General features: G+C 45.1%; 18 protein-coding genes. 6 read left to right on the top strand and 12 right to left on the bottom strand.

Going from position 1 to position 23,880, the window contains the following annotated elements; genetic code table 11:
* Positions 1 to 158 precede the first annotated feature (158 nt).
* The gene (locus AWH66_RS24095) at positions 159 to 2,381 is read right to left on the bottom strand and encodes an NADP-dependent isocitrate dehydrogenase (protein WP_063606532.1); all 2,223 of its coding nucleotides are present in this window, start codon (positions 2,379 to 2,381) and stop codon (positions 159 to 161) included.
* Between the two features lie 313 nt (positions 2,382 to 2,694).
* On the opposite strand from AWH66_RS24095, the gene AWH66_RS24090 reads away from it, so the two are divergent.
* Entirely contained in the window at positions 2,695 to 3,417 is a 723-nt protein-coding gene (locus AWH66_RS24090) for a pseudouridine synthase (protein ID WP_063606531.1), read from the top strand.
* Positions 3,418 to 3,436: 19 nt separating this feature from the next.
* Here the strand turns inward: AWH66_RS24090 and kdsB are convergent, their stop codons facing one another.
* From kdsB to AWH66_RS24065, 5 genes are read right to left on the bottom strand one after another with little or no spacing between them, the layout of a single operon-like run.
* Complete coding sequence (gene kdsB, locus AWH66_RS24085; protein WP_063606530.1) at positions 3,437 to 4,192, bottom strand: 3-deoxy-manno-octulosonate cytidylyltransferase; 756 nt, start codon at positions 4,190 to 4,192, stop codon at positions 3,437 to 3,439.
* Positions 4,192 to 4,371 (bottom strand): Trm112 family protein, encoded by a 180-nt coding sequence (locus AWH66_RS24080; RefSeq protein ID WP_006075338.1) that lies wholly within the window; start codon positions 4,369 to 4,371, stop codon positions 4,192 to 4,194. The genes kdsB and AWH66_RS24080 overlap by 1 nt, the downstream gene beginning before the upstream one ends.
* Positions 4,352 to 5,362, bottom strand: coding sequence for a tetraacyldisaccharide 4'-kinase (gene lpxK, locus AWH66_RS24075; protein WP_063606529.1), 1,011 nt, complete (start codon positions 5,360 to 5,362; stop codon positions 4,352 to 4,354). The genes AWH66_RS24080 and lpxK overlap by 20 nt, the downstream gene beginning before the upstream one ends.
* Complete coding sequence (gene msbA / locus AWH66_RS24070) at positions 5,359 to 7,113, bottom strand: lipid A ABC transporter ATP-binding protein/permease MsbA (protein WP_063606528.1); 1,755 nt, start codon at positions 7,111 to 7,113, stop codon at positions 5,359 to 5,361. Before msbA ends, lpxK begins: the two co-directional genes overlap by 4 nt.
* Before the next feature lie 31 nt (positions 7,114 to 7,144).
* The gene (locus AWH66_RS24065) at positions 7,145 to 9,427 is read right to left on the bottom strand and encodes a DNA internalization-related competence protein ComEC/Rec2 (RefSeq protein WP_063606527.1); all 2,283 of its coding nucleotides are present in this window, start codon (positions 9,425 to 9,427) and stop codon (positions 7,145 to 7,147) included.
* 8 nt (positions 9,428 to 9,435) lie between these two features.
* On the opposite strand from AWH66_RS24065, the gene AWH66_RS24060 reads away from it, so the two are divergent.
* The gene (locus AWH66_RS24060) at positions 9,436 to 9,945 is read left to right on the top strand and encodes a DUF2062 domain-containing protein (protein WP_006075333.1); all 510 of its coding nucleotides are present in this window, start codon (positions 9,436 to 9,438) and stop codon (positions 9,943 to 9,945) included.
* Between the two features lie 136 nt (positions 9,946 to 10,081).
* On the opposite strand, the gene lolE is transcribed toward AWH66_RS24060, so the two are convergent.
* The 3 genes from lolE to lolC are packed head-to-tail and all read right to left on the bottom strand — an operon-like array spanning position 10,082 to position 13,225.
* The gene (gene lolE / locus AWH66_RS24055; protein ID WP_063606526.1) at positions 10,082 to 11,320 is read right to left on the bottom strand and encodes a lipoprotein-releasing ABC transporter permease subunit LolE; all 1,239 of its coding nucleotides are present in this window, start codon (positions 11,318 to 11,320) and stop codon (positions 10,082 to 10,084) included.
* A 14-nt stretch (positions 11,321 to 11,334) separates the two neighbouring features.
* Positions 11,335 to 12,024: a lipoprotein-releasing ABC transporter ATP-binding protein LolD gene (lolD, locus tag AWH66_RS24050; protein WP_038229573.1), complete on the bottom strand. Its 690-nt coding sequence runs from the start codon at positions 12,022 to 12,024 to the stop codon at positions 11,335 to 11,337.
* Positions 12,017 to 13,225 carry a lipoprotein-releasing ABC transporter permease subunit LolC gene (gene lolC, locus AWH66_RS24045; protein ID WP_063606550.1) on the bottom strand — a complete coding sequence of 403 codons (1,209 nt, stop codon included), beginning with the start codon at positions 13,223 to 13,225 and terminating at the stop codon, positions 12,017 to 12,019. Before lolC ends, lolD begins: the two co-directional genes overlap by 8 nt.
* Positions 13,226 to 13,399: 174 nt before the next feature.
* Between lolC and AWH66_RS24040 the strand changes: the two genes are divergently transcribed.
* The 4 genes from AWH66_RS24040 (at position 13,400) to AWH66_RS24025 (ending at position 18,947) form a co-directional block, all read left to right on the top strand.
* Positions 13,400 to 13,969 carry a PilZ domain-containing protein gene (locus AWH66_RS24040; protein ID WP_063606525.1) on the top strand — a complete coding sequence of 190 codons (570 nt, stop codon included), beginning with the start codon at positions 13,400 to 13,402 and terminating at the stop codon, positions 13,967 to 13,969.
* A gap of 5 nt (positions 13,970 to 13,974) precedes the next feature.
* Entirely contained in the window at positions 13,975 to 17,433 is a 3,459-nt protein-coding gene (gene mfd, locus AWH66_RS24035; protein ID WP_063606524.1) for a transcription-repair coupling factor, read from the top strand.
* 108 nt (positions 17,434 to 17,541) lie between these two features.
* The gene (locus AWH66_RS24030) at positions 17,542 to 18,342 is read left to right on the top strand and encodes a peptidoglycan binding protein CsiV (RefSeq protein WP_031497044.1); all 801 of its coding nucleotides are present in this window, start codon (positions 17,542 to 17,544) and stop codon (positions 18,340 to 18,342) included.
* Positions 18,343 to 18,401: 59 nt separating this feature from the next.
* Complete coding sequence (locus AWH66_RS24025) at positions 18,402 to 18,947, top strand: GNAT family N-acetyltransferase (RefSeq protein WP_063606523.1); 546 nt, start codon at positions 18,402 to 18,404, stop codon at positions 18,945 to 18,947.
* A gap of 60 nt (positions 18,948 to 19,007) precedes the next feature.
* Here AWH66_RS24025 and AWH66_RS24020 read toward each other — a convergent pair whose 3' ends face one another.
* From AWH66_RS24020 to AWH66_RS24010, 3 genes are all read right to left on the bottom strand, one after another.
* Positions 19,008 to 20,297 carry an NAD(P)/FAD-dependent oxidoreductase gene (locus AWH66_RS24020; protein WP_031497041.1) on the bottom strand — a complete coding sequence of 430 codons (1,290 nt, stop codon included), beginning with the start codon at positions 20,295 to 20,297 and terminating at the stop codon, positions 19,008 to 19,010.
* 394 nt (positions 20,298 to 20,691) lie between these two features.
* Entirely contained in the window at positions 20,692 to 22,665 is a 1,974-nt protein-coding gene (locus tag AWH66_RS24015) for an Ig-like domain-containing protein (RefSeq protein ID WP_063606522.1), read from the bottom strand.
* On the bottom strand, positions 22,595 to 23,880 hold a 1,286-nt coding region (locus AWH66_RS24010), incomplete at its 5' end, for an Ig-like domain-containing protein (protein WP_206360075.1). The genes AWH66_RS24015 and AWH66_RS24010, both read right to left, overlap by 71 nt.

The following is a 23,880-nucleotide window of genomic DNA, read 5'->3' as shown; positions in this document are numbered from 1 at the left end:
TGTCCACACATATGATTTCCGATAACGATTAACAACTTTATTGGAAACCATATAATACTGATTATTAAGAATTTTATTTTAGTAGACATTTCCTCAAGACCTAAAAAAACCACCTTTCGGTGGTTTTTTTATGTCTTTCACAACGCGATGTTTAGCGATTAGCTAACAATATTATTCAATGTAGAACTTGGGCGCATCAGCGTAGAAGTCTTCACATCATCAAATTGGTAGTAACCACCAAGGTCGCCTGCAACGCCTTGAGCATTATTTAGTTCAGAAACAATAACACTCTCGTTTGATGCAAGGTGCTCTGCAATTGGCGCAAACTCGTCTGCTAGTGCTTTGTCTTCTGTTTGAAGAGCTAGTGCTTGAGCCCAGTATAGAGCTAGATAGTAGTGAGAACCACGGTTGTCTAACTCGCCAACGCGACGTGATGGAGATTTGTTGTTGTCCAAGAACTTGCCCGTTGCTTCATCAAGTGCTTTCGCTAGTACATTCGCTTTTTCTTTACCAGAAACCACCGCTAGGTGCTCTAGAGAAGCTGCTAGTGCTAGGAATTCACCCAAAGAGTCCCAACGTAAGTGGTTTTCTTTTTGAACCTGTTGAACGTGCTTAGGCGCAGAACCACCAGCGCCTGTTTCAAATAGGCCACCACCGTTCATCAATGGAACAATAGATAGCATCTTCGCCGATGTGCCAAGCTCAAGAATTGGGAATAGGTCTGTTAGGTAATCACGTAAAACGTTACCAGTGACAGAAATGGTGTCTTCACCTTTCTTGATTCGGTCTAGTGAGAACAGTGTTGCTTCCAGAGGAGCCTTCACATAAATCTCTAGACCTGACGTATCGTGCTCTGGAAGGTATTGATTCACTTTTTTGATCAATTCAGCATCATGGGCACGGTTTTCGTCTAGCCAGAATACCGCTGGCGTGCTTGATGCACGAGCGCGTGTCACTGCCAGTTTCACCCAATCTTGAATCGGTGCGTCTTTCACCTGACACATACGGAAGATATCGCCTTCTTCAACTGACTGCTCAATAAGCACATTACCGGCTGCATCGATAACTTCGACTTTGCCATCACCTTTTAGGATGAAGGTCTTATCATGTGAACCGTACTCTTCGGCTTTTTGAGCCATTAGACCTACGTTTGGCACGCTACCCATCGTCGTTGGATCAAATGCACCATTCTCTTTACAGAAGTCGATAACCGCTTGATAGATACTTGCATAGCTACGATCAGGGATCATTGCTTTGGTATCTTTCTGCTTACCATCCGGACCCCACATCTGGCCAGATGAACGAAGCATCGCTGGCATAGAAGCATCAACGATAATGTCACTTGGTACGTGTAGGTTGGTAATACCGCGATCAGAGTCAACCATTGCAAGTGCAGGTTGAGTTTCGTAAACGGCAGCAAGATCCGCTTCAATCTCAGCTTTTTGCGCGGCTGGTAGTGAAGTAATTTTTGCATAAACATCGCCAATACCGTTGTTTACATCAACACCTAGTTCTTCAAAAAGCTGACCGTGTTTTGCAAATACATCTTTGTAGTAAACTTTAACTGCGTGACCAAAAATAACTGGGTCAGAGACCTTCATCATCGTCGCTTTCATGTGCAGAGAAAGGAGAACATCTTGCTGTTTCGCTTCTGCAATTTGCTCTTCAAAGAAAGACACCAACGCCTTCTTGTTCATTACAGACGCATCGATGATTTCACCCGCTTGTAGGGCAACCTTCTCTTTAAGTACGCTCGTCTCGCCAGTCGCTGAAGTAAATTGAATCTTCACATCCGTCGCATCAGCAACAGTGACCGATTTTTCACTACCGAAGAAGTCTTTGTCTGTCATGCTAGAAACATGAGACTTAGAATCTTTAGACCATGCTCCCATTGAGTGCGGGTTTTTCTTTGCATAGTTCTTAACAGATAGCGGTGCGCGTCGGTCTGAGTTACCTTCACGTAAAACTGGGTTTACCGCACTACCTTTGATCTTGTCATAAGTTGCTTTGATAGCTTCTTGTTCTGGCGTGCTTGGCTCTTCTGGGTAGTTTGGCAAATCATAGCCATTTGCTTGAAGCTCTTTAATAGCAGCCTGAAGCTGTGGGATAGACGCAGAGATGTTTGGTAGCTTGATGATGTTCGCTTCTGGTGTTTTTGCCAGTTCACCAAGTTCAGCTAGTGCGTCACCAATGCGTTGCTCTTCTTTAAGGTATTCAGGGAAGTTAGCAATAATACGCCCTGCTAGTGAAATGTCTCTCGTTTCAACACTGATACCAGATGAAGCAGTAAATGACTGAATGATTGGCAGCAACGAGTACGTTGCGAGCGCTGGAGCTTCATCAGTAATGGTATAGATAATTGTCGGCTTTTCTGTAGGCATGAAATTTCCCTATCGTTCTAATTGGGTATGAGTACCCTTATTAATCAACGTGCCTTCATCAAGGACACGTAAACGTTATGACCGAACGCGATTGAGTGGTTGATACAAAAGGTTTGTACATGAAAACCCTCTCAATTGGGCTTTTTTTGTTCAGTCAAACGAAATCCTAAGCACTTATAATTAAACAAATTTGGGCAATTAGTCTATTATCTTGTGCGTTATTCCTGTTTTTGAGCGCGCTTATGATAGCTCAAAACAACCGTAGACAAAACTACACCACACAGTTTGTTTACATTTTTGCAAGGTAGTTAACATGACGAATAAAACAGCGGCACCTCGTAGCAAGCCGAAAAGCCGCGCTGCTTCTACACGTTTCAAACAGCATTCAGGTCCAAGAAGTAGACCGCAAAAGTCCACTACAAAACCATCGGCTAAACGAAAAACAGACACTCACCGAAGCAGGCTACCCATTGAAGAACGTAAAGTTATCCTCTTCAACAAACCCTTTGACACCTTAAGTCAATTCACTGATGGTGACGGACGTAAAACACTTGCAGATTATATACCAGTCAAAGATGTATACGCCGCCGGACGCCTCGACAGAGACAGCGAAGGACTGATGGTTCTTACCAACGATGGTATTTTGCAAGCTAGGCTGACTCAGCCAAAATCCAAGTCAGAAAAAACCTATTGGGTTCAGGTCGATGGAGCGCCCAGTGAAGAGGACTTAGATAAACTGCGACGTGGCGTAGTGCTTAAAGACGGGCCTACATTGCCTGCGAAAGTAAGCCTTATGGAAACGCCTAAAGTATGGGAGCGCAAGCCACCTGTGCGTTTTCGTGCCAACATTCCTACCACATGGTTAAGCATTACAATTATTGAAGGAAGAAATCGGCAAGTACGTCGAATGACAGCCAATATTGGTTTCCCAACATTAAGGCTTATTCGTGCGTCGATGGCAGGGTTTGAGATTGGAGACTTGCAGCCAGGTGATTGGTTGGAAATCCCCACCAATCACCCAGCTTTAAAGAGATAAGTAATTTAAAGCAGAGCTCTTATTGCTGGGCGACAATCGCCCTCACATGCTCAAGGTCTTCAGGAGTATCTACCCCAGCAGGTGGTGCTTCCTGAGCCGCAGCAACGTGGATTTTCTCGCCATACCACAGCACTCGAAGCTGCTCTAGGCACTCAATTCGTTCAAGTGCACTCGGCTCCCATTCTACATAAGTCTTAATAAACCCAGCACGATAAGCATAGATGCCAATGTGTCTAAGTAGAGGGCTAGTTGCACGCTTTTTCGGCTCTGAAGCGTAAGCGTCACGATCCCAAGGTATCGTTGCTCTACTGAAGTACAGCGCATAACCTTGTTCATCCGTCACTACTTTTACTGCATTCGGGTTAAAGACTTCCGATTCATTCTCAATCGTTACACCAAGAGTAGCCATTGGCGCCGTGCTGCTCTCAAGATTATTGGCAACCTGCTTAATAATGCATGATGGAATCAAAGGTTCATCACCTTGCACATTCACAACGATGTGATCGGGTGCGATTTTCATCGACGCAATCACTTCAGCTAGACGCTCTGTGCCAGACTCGTGAGACGGAGAAGTCATACAAACTTCGGCACCAAATTGTTTTGCTGCTAGCTCGACCCTTTGATCATCGGTTGCGATGATCACGCGATCTGCGCCAGATTGCAGCGACTTCTCATAAACGTGCTGGATCATCGGTTTGCCACCAATATCTGCTAACGGCTTACCTGGCAAACGTGAGGATTCATACCTTGCTGGGATAATGACGGTAAAAGACATTAGCGCCCCTCTTCCATACTCATTTGTCTTGCTTCAGGTTCTAGTAAAACCGGAATACCCTCTTTAATCGGGTAAGCAAGGCGATCAAGCTTACAGATAAGCTCTTGCTTATCTTTATCAAAAGTGAGTTTTCCTTTACATACTGGGCATGCCACGATTTCAAGAAGTCTGTGATCCATAACTTTCTATTACCTTGTTTATTTTTTTGAGTATTTCACTACCGTCTTGCTCTGTAAATTGTGCAGAGACAGGTAAATACCACCAATTGTTTTGTGCAAATGAACGACATTTTACGGCATCTTTCTCCGTCATAATGACGTTATCAGACCCATCACTTAGGGCATATAACTGTTCCGGTTGAAAGTCTTTATGATCAGCAAAGCCTTGGCAGCGCACCACATCTGCATCAAGATCATTCAACGTATTAAAAAAACGTGGGGGATGGCCAATACCAGCAAACGCAGTGAGTTGCCCTAGCTCGGTCACGGCTTTACGCTCATTGGTTGTTAGATTGATAGCAAGCTCAGGCTGTAACTCAAAACGCTTCTCTTGACCTAAACGAGGTTCCCCGCCATTGGTAACAATAAGGTCTACTTCTTCCAAACGGGACAGCGTTTCTCGTAGTGGTCCCAATGGAATAGACTGCTCATTACCAAAGCGGCGCACTCCATCTACCACTACAATTTCCATCGCTCTATCAAGCGCATAGTGTTGTAAACCATCATCGGTGATAATCACATCAACACCAAGACTTTCTAATGCCTTGACTGCATTCGATCTTACCGGATCCACAACAACAGGGACTTTGGTTCTTTCATAAATAAGCTTCGGCTCATCGCCACAGGCTTTAGTACTAGTCTGGGTTTCCACTTGCAAAGGATAATGGTCAGATTTCCCCCCGTAACCTCGAGAAACTACTCCAGGTTTGAAACCTTGACGCTGCAAATGCTCAACCAGCCAAATAACTATCGGCGTCTTACCATTACCACCAGCGGTAATATTGCCAACGACAATCACAGGTACAGAAGCGCGGTAGCATTCTTTTGAACCATCACTGAAAGCTTGCCTGCGTCGCTTCGCAATCGCTCTATATAACGCACTAAGTGGCCACAAAAGCGGCCACCATAAGTAGTTTAGTGGATTACGACCAAACCACAGTTTCTCAATCACTCGTTGTCACCAAACTGAATTTTATGCAGTTGAGCGTACGCACCTTTATGTGCAAGTAACGTATTATGATCACCTCGTTCGATGATCTCACCGTCATCGACTACGAGAATTTCGTCAGCTTCTTCGATTGTTGATAAGCGATGGGCTATCACCAACACCGTCTTATCCTTTTGAAGCTCATCTAGCGCCGATTGAATCGCTCGCTCAGATTCAGTATCGAGTGCAGAAGTCGCCTCATCCAAAATCAGAACGGGTGCATCACGCAACAGAGCTCGTGCAATCGCGATACGTTGTCTCTGACCACCAGACAAGCTTGCGCCATTTTCTCCGATTACGGTATCAAGACCGTTGTCGAGACCATTAATGAATTCCATAGCATGAGCCAGTTTCGCCGCGTGCTCGATTTGCTCTCGGCTATACTCACCATCAGTTGCATAGGCTATGTTATTGGCAATGGTATCGTTGAACAAATGAACATTTTGAGAAACCAATCCGAAATGCTGACGCAAGTTGGTCAGCTTGATATCGTCAATCTTATGACCGTCAAGTTCAATGTGTCCACTCTCGACATCATAGAAGCGTGTAAACAAGTTAGCGATGGTACTTTTACCCGAACCCGAACGCCCTACAAGTGCAATGGTTTTCCCCGCAGGAAGATCAAAACTAACATGACGTAACGCCGGCTTTTCGGTTCCCTGATAAGTAAAAGTGATGTCGTTAACTTTAATGTCGCCTTTCACTTTCGACAGCTCAACAGTACCAGTATCGCGCTCCGTATCTAAATCCATCAACCCAAATAAAGTTTGGCTCGCTGCCATGCCACGTTGGAACTCAGCCGTAACACCAGTCAGTGCTTTCAATGGACGCATCAATGAGAACATAGCCGAGAAAATAACCGTAAAAGTACCCGCAGTAAGTTGCTCACGAATCTCATCGAAACTCGCCAAATAAAGGACTGCAACTAATGCTAATGAGGCAATCATTTGAATCACTGGGTTCGCAACCGCTGAAGCCGCAACCATTTTCATGCCCTGCTGCCTCATTTGGTTACTCATTTGATCAAAACGCTCTTTTTCTACTCGTTGTCCGCCGTAGCTCAGAACAACTTTATGACCTTTCAGCATCTGTTCTGCTGAAGTGGTCATATGGCCCATAGACGTTTGCATGTTGCGAGATATCTTTCTAAAACGCTTAGATACAAAACTAATTGCCCAAGCTACAACAGGAGCCACCGCGAAAAGAACTAGTGATAACTGCCAGCTACTCCAGAACATCAGTATCAATAAACCCATGATACTCGCACCTTCTCGAACAATACTGACTAACGAGCGGCTCGTTGCTCCTGCAACTTGTTCTGAGTCGTAGGTAATCCGGGAGAGCAGCCCACCAGTAGACTCTTTATCAAAAAAGGAGACTGGCATGTGCATAAAGTGACTGAATATTTTGCGTCGTAGTTCCATGACGACTTTGCCGGATACCCAACTCAAACAGTAGGTCGAGACAAATCCACTGGTGCCACGTATGAACATCATTCCAAGAATGATAAAAGGAAGGACTTTTAAGAAATTCGATTCGACATCACCAAAACCTTCATCGAGTAGAGGCTTAAGTAGTGATAGCATGTAGGTATCTGCAGCAGCATTGATCACCAGTGCGATCACCGCAACGACGAGACCCGCTTTGTACTCTCGAATATAAGTCCAAAGACGCTTAAAGGTCTGCAGCGTCGTTTCATCTTGATTTAGCGACATAATTATTGTTCGTTTTCTTTTATCTATCTGTTCATTCTACTCTGCTTCGCAACATCTGCCTATACCAAGGGTCGAGGTTCTGGTTGCGAAGCGTTGAAACGGTTAATTCTCCATCAAAAAAGACGAAATTAACCTGCCCCTGCGTACCTGTTTCATACCATTGAGCACCTTGCTCTAGGTATCGTTGTTTAACCAAGTCGTTAGGCAGTTGCCAGTGGGAACGAAATTTCGTAGAGGCCACAACGTGATCAGCATGAATCAATTGTGTCAAAAACGTAGAAGAGGAGGTCCGGCTACCATGATGAGGTACACTCATAACATCAACATCTAGTTCAGAGAGTGTTCTGGCGATCAATATTTCACTGACTTTCTCAATATCGCCTGTAAGCAATATTCGATGAACTGAATTGTCTCTCTGAGCAAAACTAATCAGAACCACACAAGAGTGTGGGTTGTAAGCTCTGTCCACTCTCTTTGGAGGCCACAGCGCCTCAAATCGAATTGCCTTCCATTGCCAAGTTCTACCTCGAATACAGAGTTGCTCTTCTGTCATTCCATCTGGCTTCTTGACCCAATCAGGTTCCCAATAATTACGGAGTTCAATTTCACCACCAGCGTGGTCATTATCAGCATGACTGATAATAACTCCGTGCAATTCTCTAACTCCTAAAGCTAAAAGATTGGGAGTCACTACCGTCCTCGCCATTGAGAAAGTTGGACTCGCGCGTCCTGTATCATAGAGTACAGCTTGATCTCCCTGTTTGATGGCAACAGAGAGCCCATGGGCTACATCAAAAAAGTGAACACTAACTTTTTGCCCGCTTTGTTTTAATGGCAATGTGACAGCACATAATATCAGTAACAATGCCAGCCACTTCAATGACACTACCTTTCTCAGAATAAACGCGAAAATTAATGGTATCGCATAGAAAGCTAAGTAACTTGGGGTGTTAATCCAGAACCAACTTGATAGGTTCAAAGAGTAATCAAAGGGCATCATCAGAATATCGACCAATGACCAAATAAAGCTCTCCTCTTCCAAGAGGACTGTCATCACAGTCGCTAAAAGCAATAAAGGAACGACTAAAAAACTAAACCATGGGACAAACAGCAAGTTATAGAAAGGTGACGCGACAGCGACCCCTTGAAATAAGCTGACCACAATGGGAATGAACAGTAAGCAGAGCAAAGCATGGGTATACAACACAGTACGAACACCAAATTGATACGAAACAACCGAGTTGGTCACCATAAGTGCGGAGACAGCGAGAAAAGAAAGCCAAAAACTGGTACTTGCGGCAGAAAAAGGTATCAAGGTGAGTATGAGAGAGGCAGCTACTAATAGAGTGGTCATACTCATTATCCTGATGTGAATAATGCAAAGCGAGTTGACAATGACAAGCATGAGTAGAGCGCGAACTGTTGGCGTAGCAAACCCACCTAAAGCCGCATAAAAAAACGCTAACACTAATCCTGTGAAGATACCTAACAATAAACGTAACTTCGTCGTTTTATAACGTAGTTCTGTTGGTAGAAGCAAAGTCAACACCAGCAGTGCCCCTCGTCCAACCAAATACCCAACGGCAAAAACTATTCCTATATGTAGGCCAGAGATGGCAACGAGATGAGACAATCCGCTGTGTTTTAATCGCGCCCAGTCTTCAAACGCGAGTTTGCTTCTATCACCGAAAATTAGCGCTAAATAATAACCTTGATGTATGCTGTTTTTAGTCGCAGACGTTACCAACCGATGTAATTTCGAACGCCAATCATACGTACTTCGAGCCATAAAATGACTGTCATCTGCTAGAACAATGTCGGCTAAAAAACGATTCGAGAAATAGTATTGCTCTTTGTCGAAACCAACCTGATTAAGAACACCAACAACGGGTTTTAGTTGAACCAAAGCTTGGAGTTCATCGCCCATTGTTAACGCTATCGGTGCATATAACTTAACGCTAGGCCTCTCAAAGAATGACAATTTTTCTCCATTAATCGATAAAATCGTCAATTCAACCTCATATCCACGAGTTATTTTTTTAAAATAGCTGTCAACTCGTCCTTTTATGGTAATATCTGTGCCAAATCGGTAAAGCACCTCTGATTGGTGCTTGTAAAGATTCCCTTGTATCAAAGCCACGGACATTGCAATAAAAACCACTGCAATTATCGAGCAGCGTTTTATTAGTAAGGCTATGCTAATTAAGGATGTAGGAATCAACCAGTAGTAATGAGGCATCATTGGCCACCATGCAACACTGATAAGTGTTAGTGAAAAAACCAACGGTGCAACAATGCCTGTTAAGAGAGTCATGTTTCCCTATGCCAAGAAAGTTCATTAAACGTTTCATGCCCGATCACGAGATGATCAAGCGACAAAAGGCATTGAAAGTGTTCGGCAATGTCCTCTATAACCCAAACCTTTGGTGTTTAAATCGACGCTCAGCGGCAGGCGCTTTTGCGGTTGGTTTGTTTATGGCTTTTGTCCCACTACCAAGCCAAATGATTATGGCGGCAGGGTTGGCTATCCTGTTTGGTGTTAACCTTCCGTTGTCGGTTGCACTTGTTTGGATCAGTAACCCTGTAACCATGCCCGTACTATTTTACTTTGCGTACAAGATCGGCGCATTTTGCTTGAATACTCCTCCGCAGCCATTCCATTTTGAGTTGTCTTGGCAATATTTATCCGACCAAATGACCACCATTGGCCCCCCGTTCCTCTTAGGGTGTGCCATATGTGGTATTGTTGCTTCTGTTGCTGGGTATTTCGGCATTCGTGGCCTTTGGCGTTACTCTGTGGTTCGCAGTTGGCAGCAACGCGCTACAAGATAACGTTAGCTTGAAACTGACAACAGAGTCGTAAACAGAAACTACGAGTGTGACGACACTTCTAAGCAACAAGACTGTCGACCAAATATGAAAAAGCCCGTCAATGAATATCATTGACGGGCTTTTTCTTGAGATTAAATTACTTGGCGCTCAGTACTGAAGCAGGGTTTAACTGACTTGCCTTAGTTGCTGGATACCATGTCGCAATCAGACTTAACACCGTTGCAGTCCCCGCCACTAAAGCCACATCACTCCAAACCAACTCAGATGGCAGAAAGTCTACAAAGTAAATATCGCCAGATAAAAACTTATGACCAATGAGAGACTCAAGGCCAGAAACCAATGGAGTGAGATTCAGTGCCACTAAACTACCCAGCATACCACCGACAATACTACCCACTACGCCAGAAAATACACCTTGCCAGATAAAGATGCGTTTTATGAGGCCATCTGTGGCGCCCATCGTACGTAATATTGCGATTTCAGATGCGCGATCTTTTACCGCCATCATCAGTGTTGAAACAATATTGAAGCACGCAACACCAATAACCAGAACCATCACCAAATACATAATGGTTCGAACTAACTGAATATCTCGATATAGGAAACCATATTTTTGTTTCCAGCTACGTAAATAGACATACTCCGTTAAGGTATTACCCACCTCTCTAACAATCAAAGGGGCATTGAATACGTCATCTACTTTTATAGAAACGCCAGTAACTTGATTACCTAGTCGAGCATACTGCTGAGCATCTGCTAACGGAACAATCGCCAAGCTATGGTCAATCTGTCCATTTAACTCGAGCAAACCAGATACTTGGACTCGAACTCGTCTTGGTGCTTGCACTTTGCTGGTGTTGCTAGTGGTAGGGATCATTAACGTTACGTAGTCACCTACTTTTGCACCCACTTGATCTGCGACCCCTTTGCCGAGGATCACTTGCTGTTCACCGGCATGAAAGTTTTGCCAAGCAGTGCCTTTCACAAAGCCTGGTAGTGTCGACACTTTGGTTTCAAGTTCGGGGTCAACGCCGCGAACTTCAACAGCTTTGAGTAGGCTGCCCTTTTCAACCAAAGCTGTCATTCGAATATAGGGTGCAGCCGCCTCTACTTTTGAGTGTTTCATTGCCGAGTCCATCACCTTTTGCCAATTTTTGATCGGAGCATTCACACCTTCAAACTCACCATGGGCAATTACGGATAACACTCTATTCTTCAGCTCGCGCTCAAAGCCATTCATCGCAGACAAACCAATGACAATCACCGCCACCCCAACGGCGATGCCAACAATGGATGAAATCGAAATAAACGACACCATTTTGTTACGTTGTTTGGCTTTGCTAAAACGTTTACCAATAAAAAACGATAGTGACACATTAGCTCCTTGAATTACGCAATTTTGGCATCGAGTAGCAGGCCATCTTGCATATGCATCTGCCTATCCATTTTCGCGGCTAACTCATTATCATGAGTCACCACTAGAAAAGCGGTTCCGTATTCTTGGTTAAGTGTTCGCATCAAATCATATATAGATAAAGCCGTAGTATGGTCAAGGTTACCGGTCGGCTCATCAGCCAACACTAACGCAGGCTTATTGACCAAAGCTCTAGCGATGGCAACTCGTTGGCGCTCTCCTCCCGAAAGCTCAGAAGGTCGATGCTCTAAACGATGTTTTAGCCCCACACGCTCTAGTAATGCGCTCGCTTCGGCCTTCGCAAGTTTGGTTCCCATACCACCAATGAGTAACGGCATCGCCACGTTTTCTACCGCTGTAAAGTCACTGAGTAGATGATGGAACTGATATACGAACCCTAAGTGTTCATTACGAAGCTTGGCTTGTTGGTTGCTGCTTAAAGTCAGTAGAGGCTCACCAAGGAAAGTAACCTCCCCTTCCGTTGCCTCATCCAAAGCACCTAGTACGTGAAGTAGCGTTGACTTACCGGAGCCAGAAGAACCAATTATAGACACCAACTCACCTTTGGAGATCTCAAAACTCACGCCTTTAAGTACCTCGGTATCCACCGCCCCATCGTGATACGTTTTTCGAATGTTTTGACAGGCGATTAACGGACTACTCATATCTTAAAGCCTCTGCTGGTTTAACGGATGATGCTCGGAAAGAAGGAAACAGTGTGGCTGCTAAACTCAGCAACACAGCACAAATAACAACGACAATAATTTGGCTAGGATTCACCACTATCGGCAACTGTCCACCAAAGCTAAATAAAGCGACACCCATGACTTCCAATAGGCTATTAAGGTTGTTTGCCAACAACACACCAAGAATGCCACCAACAATGGCTCCTAGTGCACCACTGCTGGCACCCTGAACCATAAAGATAGCGAGCACTTGACGGTCAGTCATGCCTTGCGTTTTCAAAATGGCAACTTCTGATTGTTTCTCCATCACCACCATAATCAGTGCGGAAATAATATTGAACGCCGCTACGCCGATAATGAGCCCAAGCATCAGCCCCATCATATTCTTTTCCATTTTTACTGCTTGGAATAATTCGCCACGTTGATCGCGCCAGTCACTCCATAACCAACCATCCGGCAATGGCTGTTCACTTAAATTGGAAACAACGAACGGGTCATTAAAAAACAGTCTCCATCCACTCGCTTCATCGGCTTTGTAACGCATTAACTTGGCGGCATCTTTCAAATGAGTTACGACTAATTGGCCATCCACATCGGAGCCAGTGCTATAAAGCCCAGCAACAGTAAACATTCGCTGACTCGGGATTCGCCCAAGCGGCGTATACTGGCTAGCACTGGTAACCATTAGTCTTACCTTATCGCCAACGCGCACATCGAGCTCTCTGGCAAGCGTATGACCCAACAAAACCTGATACTTTCCTGCTTGCAAATTATCTAAGCTGCCACTTACCAGACGATAGCGAATCGGATCATCAGTTTCGGGCTCAATTCCAATCATAATGGCAGCGGACAATCCTTGATGGCTTTGAACCACAGCCTCACTGCGGACAATAGGGACCGCTGGCTGACTAGTAACAAAACTATTCAGCAACGCATCTGGCTTGTCATTTAAGTCGACTCGACCTGAATCATGTGAAATAACCGCTTGAGGCAAAACGCCAAGAATTCGACCTTTCAGTTGAGCTTCAAATCCGTTCATTACTGAGAGAACAGTAACAAGCGACAAAACACCGATAGTGATTCCTGCGGTCGACATATAAGATACGAACCGACTAAAGCGATCGCCAGAGCGACCTCTTAGGTAACGTAATCCAATAAAAACGGGCAAAGGGTGAAACATAATAATGGCCATGGGACGAAATCTATGAGTAATGTAACCAGAAAACCCATTGGGTTGTAGCCCCGATTGTAAATTTCCTTTTAAATTACGTACTTTTGACCTTTCATTCGGTCATTTTCTTGATAACTCAGACATACACAGAGATAATTAATTCAAGTCGATTAGGAAAAATGTATGCAGCAGAACGAATTCTTCACCGTAAATGGACCTTTAAAAGCCAACATTGAGCCATTAGCACTTGGTAGTACTCTACCCGACCTAGACCAATACATTGCTGAAATTCCAGCTCCGTTTATGGCATCGAGTGAATTTAGTCTGCTCGATCAGCAAAATGACGCTGCAAAGCACGAACTGAATCAACATAACCTCAAGCACGTTGCCGAGTTAATTGAACAGCAAAACAGCAAGGTTAATTTGCTGCTTAATTATATTATTTCGCAACAAGATGACCCTGCACAACGCCATGTGACTCACAGTTTTGGTGCAGGTCAACTTACCTATATCACTTCAGAAGCACTGAAAGTTGGTCAAGTAGCCAAGGTGAAGCTTTTCCTAGATCACCCACCTGCTGGTATATATTGTTATGCAGAAGTCACCGATATACAGAACTCCGAATCAGGCCAATTGGTTACGTTGAGTTTTGTACGAATCCTTGAAGAACACCAAGACCTACTAATTAAAGCCGCTTTGTACCAACAACAGAAATTGCTTCGACAGCGCTCGCTAGACAGAGACAACCAATAAATACTATGAGTAATTGTCAACTACTTCCTCTTAATGCACCAACGGGTGCCGGTGATAAAAAGTTTCTCGGTAACCTGATTGGTGGCGCATTAGCTCTTGCTATTAGCGAGCATGCTAACGCCTATACTGATCATACTTTACTGGTTGTGCCAGACCCACAGCTTGCACTTAAACTTCAAGGTGAACTAGAACAGTTCTTTCCAGGAGAGATTGCTCTATTCCCTGACTGGGAAACCTTGCCATACGATAATTTCTCGCCACATCAGGATATAATTTCTGATCGTATTGCACGGCTATACGCCCTACCGCAACAGTCAAAAGGGATCACTATCGTTCCGGTAAGCACTTTGTTGCAAAGGCAAAGTCCTCGCGATTTCTTAATGCAACATACCTTGATGGTAAAAACTGGTGATTTGTTTTCACTGGATAAACTACGTCTACAGCTAGAAAACTCTGGCTACCGACATGTAGACCAAGTGTTTGGTCCCGGTGAATATGCAAGTAGGGGTTCAATTCTCGATCTCTTCCCTATGGGAAGCTCTGCGCCTTATCGCATTGATTTCTTTGACGATGAAATCGACACTATTCGCACCTTCGATCCGGAAAACCAACGTTCCATCGAAGATATTAGCGAGATTCGACTCCTCCCTGCTCATGAGTTTCCTACGACAAAAGACGCGATTGAAGAGTTTCGTGTTCGCTGGAGACAACAATTCGACGCAAGGCGCGAACCAGAGTCAGTCTACATGCAGGTAACAAAAGGCACTTGGCCAGCGGGTATAGAGTATTGGCAGCCTCTGTTCTTTGAGCATACTGAAACGCTATTTGATTACATCAGTCAAGACTCCCAAATTATCGCTGTGGGCGATATCGAGTCCGCTATAGACACTTTTTTGTCTGACGTGGAAACACGTTATGAGCAACGAAAGGTCGACCCTTTGCGCCCACTGTTAGAACCGAGTGCGCTTTGGCTGCAAAAAGATGAGTTCTATTCACAGCTAAAAGCCTATCCACAGTTGCTGTGCTCCGTTGATTCCGTGGATGAAAAAGCAGGACGCGTCAATGCTCCCGTCGAGGCACTTCCTGATTTAGCAGTACAGCATCAATTAAAAGAGCCGATGGCTCAAATCCGTCAGTTTACTGAGCAGTACGCTGGTAAAGTAATTTTCTCGGTGGAATCTGAGGGCCGTCGAGAGGCGCTGCTCGAATTACTTCATCGCATAAAACTGAGGCCACAAGAGAAAGAACATTTTCTCGATGCGCTGAAGAGTGACGATAAGTTCACTCTTGTTATTGGTCAATGTGAACATGGTTTTGCTTATCAACATCAGTTCGCTCTGATCTGCGAAAGTGACATGCTCGGCGATCGCGTCATTCAACGACGCAAGAAAGAAAAACGCTCGATTAATAGTGACACGGTTATTCGCAACCTTGCTGAACTCAAGCCAGGCCAACCCGTTGTTCATATTGACCACGGTATTGGCCGCTACGTCGGCTTGCAAACACTTGAAGCGGGCGGCATGACGACAGAATACGTCACACTCGAATACCAAAACGATGCCAAGCTATACGTCCCTGTCGCTTCACTGAACTTAATCGGACGCTACTCTGGTGGTGCGGAAGAATCGGCACCACTCAACAAATTAGGCAGTGAATCTTGGGCTAAAGCCCGTAGAAAAGCCGCTGAAAAAGTGCGTGATGTTGCGGCAGAGTTGCTCGACGTATACGCCAAGCGCGAGTTAAAACCTGGCTTTAAATTCAGCTTAGACCGTGACCAATATGCGACCTTTAAAGCTGGTTTCCCATTTGAAGAAACTGACGACCAAGCACAGGCCATCAATGCTGTCATGTCTGATATGTGTCAGCCTAAAGCCATGGATCGTTTGGTTTGTGGTGATGTTGGCTTCGGAAAAACAGAAGTCGCAATGCGCGCAGCATTTGTGGCAACCGACAACGGGAAACAAGTCGCAGTGCTGGTTCCTACCACACTGCTGGCACAGCAGCATTTTGAGAACTTCCGCGATCGATTTGCCAACCTGCCAATCCGTGTTGAAGTCTTGTCGCGCTTTAAATCGGCCAAAGAGCAAAAAGCCATCCTACAAGACGTCGCCGATGGAAAGGTGGATATTGTCGTTGGCACCCACAAACTGCTCTCTAGTGACATTCAGTTTAAAGATCTTGGCCTACTCATCGTTGATGAAGAACATCGATTTGGTGTGAGGCAAAAAGAAAAAGTGAAAGCGATGCGTGCCGATGTCGACATTTTGACCTTAACAGCAACGCCTATTCCACGAACGCTGAATATGGCCATGAGTGGCATGCGCGATCTTTCCATCATTGCTACACCGCCAGCGAGACGTCTTGCCATTAAGACCTTTGTGCGTCAAAGCGAAGACAGTGTTGTACGCGAAGCAATACTTCGTGAAATCATGCGCGGTGGTCAGGTCTATTTCCTCCACAATCAGGTTGAAACCATTGAAAAGGTAGCGGCAGACTTAGAAAAGTTAGTCCCCGAAGCACGCGTCACAGTTGCCCACGGCCAGATGCGTGAACGTGAACTAGAGCGAGTTATGAATGATTTCTATCATCAACGTTTTAATTTACTAGTATGTACGACCATCATTGAGACGGGCATCGACGTGCCAACTGCCAACACCATCATCATGGATCGTGCTGATAACCTTGGCTTAGCGCAGCTTCACCAGCTTCGTGGACGTGTGGGTCGCTCGCACCATCAGGCGTATGCTTATCTGCTGACTCCTCATCCAAAAGCCATGACAAAAGATGCAGTGAAGCGATTAGACGCTATCGCCTCACTAGAAGATCTTGGGGCCGGCTTTACTCTAGCGACTCATGACCTTGAAATTCGTGGCGCTGGAGAACTTTTAGGGGATGAACAGAGTGGCCAAATTCAGTCCGTTGGATTCTCACTCTATATGGAAATGTTAGAGCAAGCCGTGGAAGCGCTAAAAGAAGGCAAAGAGCCCTCTTTGGACGATCTACTTCGCGAACAAACCGAAGTGGAATTACGTATCCCCGCTTTGCTACCTGATGACTATATTCCGGATATCAATACTCGTCTATCCATGTATAAACGAATCGCAAGCGTTGTAGATAACGAAGAGCTCGACGAGCTAAAAGTGGAGCTCATTGACCGATTTGGCCTGCTGCCGGATGCTGCCAAACACCTTCTTGCCGTCTCACAAATGAAGCTTCGTGGTAGAGCGCTGAAAGTTAAAAAAGTAGAAGCCCATGATAAAGGTGGCTATATTGAATTTTATCCGGATGCTGACATTAACCCGGCCTTCTTGGTTAAACTACTTCAAGCGCAGCCAACAAAGTTTGCGATGGAAGGGCCAACTAAGTTCAAGTTTATGGAAGCGTTAACCGATAGGCGTAAACGCTTAAGCTACCTCAATAACATGCTTGACGAGTTTGAAGCCAATCAACTTCCGAACGCATAATTGCTTACAGCTGCAACGATTTTTCACCGTGAAATGTTTCAGCAACGTCCTGTATTAATTGATATAATGGGATTGCACTCAATGATAGTGGCAATCAATGGAGAAACAATGAAAAAACTGATCCCACTGCTACTCCTATTGGTTTCTATGCCAAGTTTGGCGCAGAGACAATTTGATATAGAAGTGATCGTTTTCAAACGTGCGGTAAACCCTGAAAAAGTAAACGAGTCTTGGCCGAACACTATGCCGCAAATAGACTTTAGCCGCGCTGGTTCAATGAACGATGCCAGTTATCGCGCGTCGAAAGGCGTTCAGATGCTGCCTTACTCTTCATACCAATTGAATGATGAAGCGGCAAAACTAAAAAATCATGCAGGCTATACGGTGCTTATGCACAAAGCATGGCGTCAAGGCGATAACGGTAGAGGCTCTGCTCCAATCTTCCATATTCGTGCAGGGAAAGATTACTCAGCTGGTTTTAATGCCGATGGAACAGAAAAGGGCAGCAACAGCAACACCACAAGCCCGGTTGATGGCGTAACGGAAGTGGCCATTGACAAACCGTTGTACGAGCTTGACGGTAAACTACAGATTTACGTGCAGCATTACTTGTATGCAGAAGCCCAACTAGACCTTCGCTCGCCAAGCACCAAAGAGGTGATTGTTACTGATTCCGTCACGGCAACAGAACCGATGGAACCGTCTGCAGACAATTCTGTAGCGACGGGGACTGAAGACAGTAACGTCATTGCTGGCAACTTACAGGCCATAGAGCCTCAACGTGAAGTTCAAACCTTTCTTAAGGACTATCGATTTGATCAGAAACGTCGCATGAGAAGTAGTGAAACACACTACCTAGACCATCCGTTAATGGGCATGATCATCCAAGTTCGAAGAGTGCAGAACTAATCCAGAAAGGGCCTGAAATACGGCCCTTTTTTTCATTTCTTCTTCCGTTCCAAGGCATTATGAATACGCATTACACCATCTACACAAAAAGATTATGCCTTCGATTAATGGATCTTAACGATGCCGAGCAACTGGCAATTGCAATCCAAGAATCTCCCTCGTTGCATCAATGGATAGATTGGTGTCATAAAGACTTTACTCAACATGAAGCGATGGAATTCATTGGAGCGACTCGAGTTAACTGGGTGAAAGCCGTAGCATTTGGCTTTGCATTGTTTGACCGAAAAACCGAACAGTTTCTGGGTATGGTGGCGCTCAATGAGTTTTATCATACCTTCAATATGGGAAGTCTTGGCTATTGGCTAAGAGATGATGCTCAAAAGCAGGGCTATGCCTTGGAAGCGCTCGATGCGTTGGTGGAATTCAGTTTTGCTAATTTATTACTCACTCGCCTAGAAATTGTTTGCGACCCAGACAACTCCGCTAGCCATAGGCTTGCTGAACGTATCGGAGCAACCTACGAATGCTTAGCGCAGAATCGCTTTGTTTTTGAAGGTAAACCAAAAGCAGGACTAGTCTATTCCCTCATTCCTCCCACCCGCTGAACCAGTGAATATGAGATAAAAAAGAGGCGCTTTTCAGCGCCTCTCTGTTGTTACTAGGTATTAGTGCAATTTCAAGTTTGGTCTCAATACACGGTTAATGCGACCAACCAACATCATTAATCCGGTCTTTAATACACCATGCAACGCCACCTGGTGCATACGATAAAGCGAAATGTAAACCACACGAGCGATTCGGCCTTCCACCATCATAGAGCCCTTGGTTAAGTTACCCATTAAACTGCCTACCGTTGAGAATCGGCTCAATGATACTAATGAGCCGTGATCATTGTATACGTAAGGCTTTAATTCTCTGTCTGTCAGTTTAGCAACGATGTTACTAAACGCACGGCTCGCCATTTGGTGTGCTGCTTGAGCACGTGGTGGTACGAATTTACCATCAGCTTGGGTACACTGAGCCAAGTCACCGATAACAAAAATATCGTCATCACGCGTGGTTTGCAGTGTGTCTTTTACTACTAACTGGTTGATACGGTTAGTTTCCAAACCGGCAATGTCTTTCATAAAGTCTGGCGCTTTGATTCCTGCCGCCCAAACCATTATTTGTGCTGGGATTTTTTCACCATCTTTCGTAGTTAAGCCATCTTTGTCCGCTTGAGTCACCATAGTGGCAGTGCGAACGGTTACACCCAGTTTTGTCAGTTCAGAATGCGCTGCGCTTGAAATACGTGGAGGAAGCGCTGGAAGAATACGCTCACCCGCTTCAATCAAGTTTACGTTCAGCTTACTCGAATCCAGATCACCGAAACCATAAGTACGAAGCTCTTTGACTGCGTTGTGCAGTTCGGCAGACAGCTCTACCCCTGTTGCACCAGCACCAACGATCGCAATATCGACAGTGCCGTGACCATTTTTCGCATGCAGTTTTAGGAACTCATTGTTCATTTCTGTACGGAAACGGTGTGCTTGTTCTGGGCTATCTAAGAAGATGCAGTTATCGCGAACACCAGGAGTATTGAAGTCGTTTGATGTTGAGCCAATCGCAAGCACTAAGATGTCATAAGCGATCTCGCGGCTTGGCATCAATAGCTCATCGTGCTCATCTCTCAATTCACTTAACGTAATGCTTTTGCGCTCACGATCAATCTCATTCAGGCTGCCCATTTGAAAGTCAAAATGGTGGTTTTTCGCGTGAGCACGATAGCTTAGCGCATCAACCCCTTCGTCCAATGAGCCGGTCGCTACTTCGTGCAGAAGTGGCTTCCATAAATGGCTTGCTTTACGATCAACAAGCGTAATATTGGCGCGCCCTTTACGTCCAAGTGTTCGGCCTAATTTGGTCGCAAGCTCAAGTCCGCCTGCGCCACCACCAACAACGACAATATTAGTCACAATGGCTCTCCTAAAAAGTGAAATTTGAAAGTTAGAAAATGGTCTTACATCCCGCCCAAGGCGAAATGCTTAAAATTTGGTCATTATGCGCAAATATAGACTCCAAGTGGCAGCCCCTAGCGCGGTACAATCATGGTTTCACTTCACAAATTTGTTCAAAATCGTCTTTGTTTGAACATCTTAGGGCAAGTTCTCTTCTTGCTCTCAACTTTTTTTGATATTTATCAAATAATGTAGAATGGTTTTATTATATAGGGCAAATCAATGTCCGCAACTATTCAATGGAATTATTTTTGTTAAGTGAATTAAATGGCCATTTGTTAATCGATAGTTCCATCACTAAAAACGGCTCCTCAAAGGAGCCGTTTTTAACTTCATAATTCAAGGTCAATACCTAGGGCGTTACCGTAACTAATGCATCACCTGTGACATTTTCAAATGATGCAGTGATGGTAGCAGTACCCGCCGAAATGCCACTGACATATTGCTTGGATGGGTATGCAACATCCATGTCTGAACTGCTCCAAGAGACATATTTGGCGTAGTTCTCAACACGACCATCAGAGAAAGTGACATTAACAGTTACCTCAACAGTATCACCGCTAGCAACCGTGATATTTTGTGGCACAATTTCTACCTTTGTCGTTGTGGCAGGATAGGTTTGCGTTTCAACAAAATCTGTCATGCCTTGGTATGACATCGTAATCGTCGCGCGCCCTCCTTCATAAACACCTTGCGCTAAACCCGCCTTGGCATTTCCGGATTCAATCGTCGCGGCAGTGGTATCGCTGCTCGACCACTCAGCATCTAAGGTAACATCTTTGCTCGACCCACCTTGATAGTATGCAATAGCATGGTATTGGAATGGTGTCCCCGAATAGAGGATGTCCTGTCTTGGTTCTATTGCGACTTGTGCTAGAACTAGAGGAGCAACCGTGGTAGTTACCTCATCCTCAACCCCATCAAACTCAGCTTTGATCTGCGCGCTGCCTGCGGATAACGCTTCACCACTACCTCCTAACTCCCCTGTGGTGACCACTTGAATCACAGTAGGGTCACTAGAAGACCACGTCGCTTTTGAAGTTACATCTTCATCAGGCAAGCCTTGATGATATTTAGCAATCGCCTTATATCGTCCTACAGTTCCTTCTGGAACTGTCTCATTGTCCGGCGTAACGACTAGCTGTCTGATATATGTGTCAACAACACTAACCTGACCTGCTCCTTCGATGTTTTGATAGATCGCATACACTTCACTGTGACCCGCAGATTTTCCTTCTATCAACCCCGTCGTATTCACGGCAAGTTTATCTCTCTGTTGCACCCGCCAATCACTTAGCGCTGTTACATCTTTAAATGAAACCTTATTAGTATTAACCTCTTTGTATACTGCATAAGCAGTAAGTTGCTTTGTATCCCCTACTTTGACCATGGAATCGGCAGGCTCAACGTTCACGCCTAAGTAGGTCAGATTGCCAACCACTACTTCCGCGTTTGCCGTTTTACCATAATAGGTCGCGATGACTGACGTTTGTCCAGAGTTTAAACCTGTGACTAATCCTTCTCTAAAGCGCGCGTTATCTACATGGGCAACCACATCATCAGCAATCGTCCAAGTCACACCAGTCGTCACATCCGTCACGGTTTTGTCTGAAAATACCGCTGTTGCTTTATATTGCTGTAGATCTTGAATGTTAATGGTAGCTGTAGCTGGCGTAACCTGTAACTCCATCAAAATTGGCTCGGTAACTATCAACGATGTCGACACGGTAATTGACTCAAAAGTCGCGCTGATTTGGGTTTCCCCTGTAAAAACGGTTGAAGCCATCCCATCAGTACTAATTGTCGCTACCGTCGTCATACTGCTTTGCCAACTGGATTCTAAAGTTACAGTCTTACTAGTACCATCTGAATAGCGAGCATGAGCCTCATATTGTACTTCTAAACCCAGTGGTACGGTCTCATTTTGAGGACTAATAGTAAGTTCAACCAAGCTTGGGGCAACGACGGTGACACTCGAAGTATCACTCATGCCAGAGTAGGTAGCAGTGACGACTGCATTACCAATGTTCAAGGCACTACCTATCCCCGCGTTAGCGGAGCTGTTATCAACATTGACCACTCTTGAATCCGAGCTGCTCCAATTAGCGCTAGATGTCACATCAATACTGCTTCTATCACTATAGATGGCCGTTGCCTCGAACTGCCCATTTGTGCCTTTTGGTACTGTAACGGCATTTGGCGTCACTTCTAGGTGATCAACTACCGCCGCGGTAACCGTTAAACTTGCTTCACCATTAAGACCCAAGTACTGCGCGCTGATTGTCGTTTGACCAGCAATAAACGTCACCGCATTCGCAGAATGCATCTATAGAAGCAACATCGTTATCCGAGCTTTGCCAAACAGACAGCAAGGTGACATCTTGCAAGGTTCCATCTGTGTAGAGCGCATCCGCATGATACGGTAAGCTCAATCCCGCAGGAACTTTAGTAATGGCCGGAGACACAATTAACTTGACTGCCGTTGCAGCTGTTACAGTCAACGTTGCCTGACTCAGTTGCCCCCCGTAACGAGCTGAAATAACGACATTTCCCTGTTCAACAGCCGTCGCTTTTCCCCCTGTTATTCCTGTAGAAGAAATAGTAGCAATATTGATATCCGAAGAAGTCCAGGTTGCTATCTGAGTCACTACTTTACTTGTCCCATCAGAGTAAAACGCAGTCGCTTGATAGTACTGACTCTGACCATCTGCAATAATGGCGCTAGCAGGCGTCACTTGCAGCCCTGTTACTACCGCTTGAGTGACAGAAAGGTTCGCGGTAGCGCACTGTCCTAAATAACATCCGCTGATCTGGCTAGTTCCTTGCTCCTCTCCTTGTGCCACGCCAAAGGCGTTAATGGTAGCGATATCAGTATTGTTCGATTGCCAGCTACTCAAAGTGCTGATATCTCGTTTGCTTCCATCTGAATACTGGGCAGTAAGCACATAACTTTGTGTCGTTCCTTTTGGAATCGTCGAATTAGCAGGTGATATGGATACCGAAGTTAGCGTTGCACTACTTACCGTGATCATGCTGCTCTGCTCCATACCGCCAAATTTCGCCGTGACACCCGCTTGGCCTAAAGCTAAACCATGTACCGTTCCGGCGCTTATATTACCGGTTTCAACGTTTACTAAACTCTGGTCCATCGATGCCCAAACCGATTGCAGAGTCACATCATTCGATGACCCGTCACTATACACGGCAAAAGCTTGTAGCCTAGTTTGATGCCCTGCAGGTATAGTCACCTTGTTTGGAGCTACCACCAGCTCTGTTAGTTGAGCTTGAGTCACATTCAATAAAGCATCCGCCTGTTGGCTGGCATAAGTAGCCGTCACAACAACATCACCACTCTGATAACTATCCGCCAGTCCTTTTTGATTAATAGATGCCACACTGTTGTTGGAAGATTGCCAACTTGCCAGCTCAGTTACCTCTCGACTTGTCCCATCACTAAATAAAGCGAACGCCTGATACTGCTGAATATTACCCGCCGCTACGCTGGCTTTTGCTGGTGTCACCACCAAATCGGTAACGGAAA

This window comes from Vibrio barjaei, assembly GCF_001639065.2.
Lineage (GTDB): Bacteria > Pseudomonadota > Gammaproteobacteria > Enterobacterales > Vibrionaceae > Vibrio > Vibrio barjaei.
Note: the sequence above shows the minus strand (reverse complement) of the source record. Positions and strands in the feature narration are given on the sequence as shown.

Excerpts from the sequence above, each read along its gene's own strand:
- mfd (WP_063606524.1), top strand. The coding sequence starts at position 13,975 with ATGAGTAATTGTCAACTACTTCCTCTTAATGCACCAACGGGTGCCGGT.
- AWH66_RS24080 (WP_006075338.1), bottom strand. The coding sequence starts at position 4,371 with ATGGATCACAGACTTCTTGAAATCGTGGCATGCCCAGTATGTAAAGGA.
- AWH66_RS24090 (WP_063606531.1), top strand. The coding sequence starts at position 2,695 with ATGACGAATAAAACAGCGGCACCTCGTAGCAAGCCGAAAAGCCGCGCT.
- AWH66_RS24095 (WP_063606532.1), bottom strand. The coding sequence starts at position 2,381 with ATGCCTACAGAAAAGCCGACAATTATCTATACCATTACTGATGAAGCT.
- kdsB (WP_063606530.1), bottom strand. The coding sequence starts at position 4,192 with ATGTCTTTTACCGTCATTATCCCAGCAAGGTATGAATCCTCACGTTTG.
- AWH66_RS24030 (WP_031497044.1), top strand. The coding sequence starts at position 17,542 with ATGAAAAAACTGATCCCACTGCTACTCCTATTGGTTTCTATGCCAAGT.
- AWH66_RS24060 (WP_006075333.1), top strand. The coding sequence starts at position 9,436 with ATGCCAAGAAAGTTCATTAAACGTTTCATGCCCGATCACGAGATGATC.
- lolD (WP_038229573.1), bottom strand. The coding sequence starts at position 12,024 with ATGAGTAGTCCGTTAATCGCCTGTCAAAACATTCGAAAAACGTATCAC.
- AWH66_RS24015 (WP_063606522.1), bottom strand. The coding sequence starts at position 22,665 with ATGCATTCTGCGAATGCGGTGACGTTTATTGCTGGTCAAACGACAATC.
- AWH66_RS24040 (WP_063606525.1), top strand. The coding sequence starts at position 13,400 with ATGCAGCAGAACGAATTCTTCACCGTAAATGGACCTTTAAAAGCCAAC.
- lolC (WP_063606550.1), bottom strand. The coding sequence starts at position 13,225 with ATGTTTCACCCTTTGCCCGTTTTTATTGGATTACGTTACCTAAGAGGT.
- AWH66_RS24065 (WP_063606527.1), bottom strand. The coding sequence starts at position 9,427 with ATGACTCTCTTAACAGGCATTGTTGCACCGTTGGTTTTTTCACTAACA.
- AWH66_RS24025 (WP_063606523.1), top strand. The coding sequence starts at position 18,402 with ATGAATACGCATTACACCATCTACACAAAAAGATTATGCCTTCGATTA.
- msbA (WP_063606528.1), bottom strand. The coding sequence starts at position 7,113 with ATGTCGCTAAATCAAGATGAAACGACGCTGCAGACCTTTAAGCGTCTT.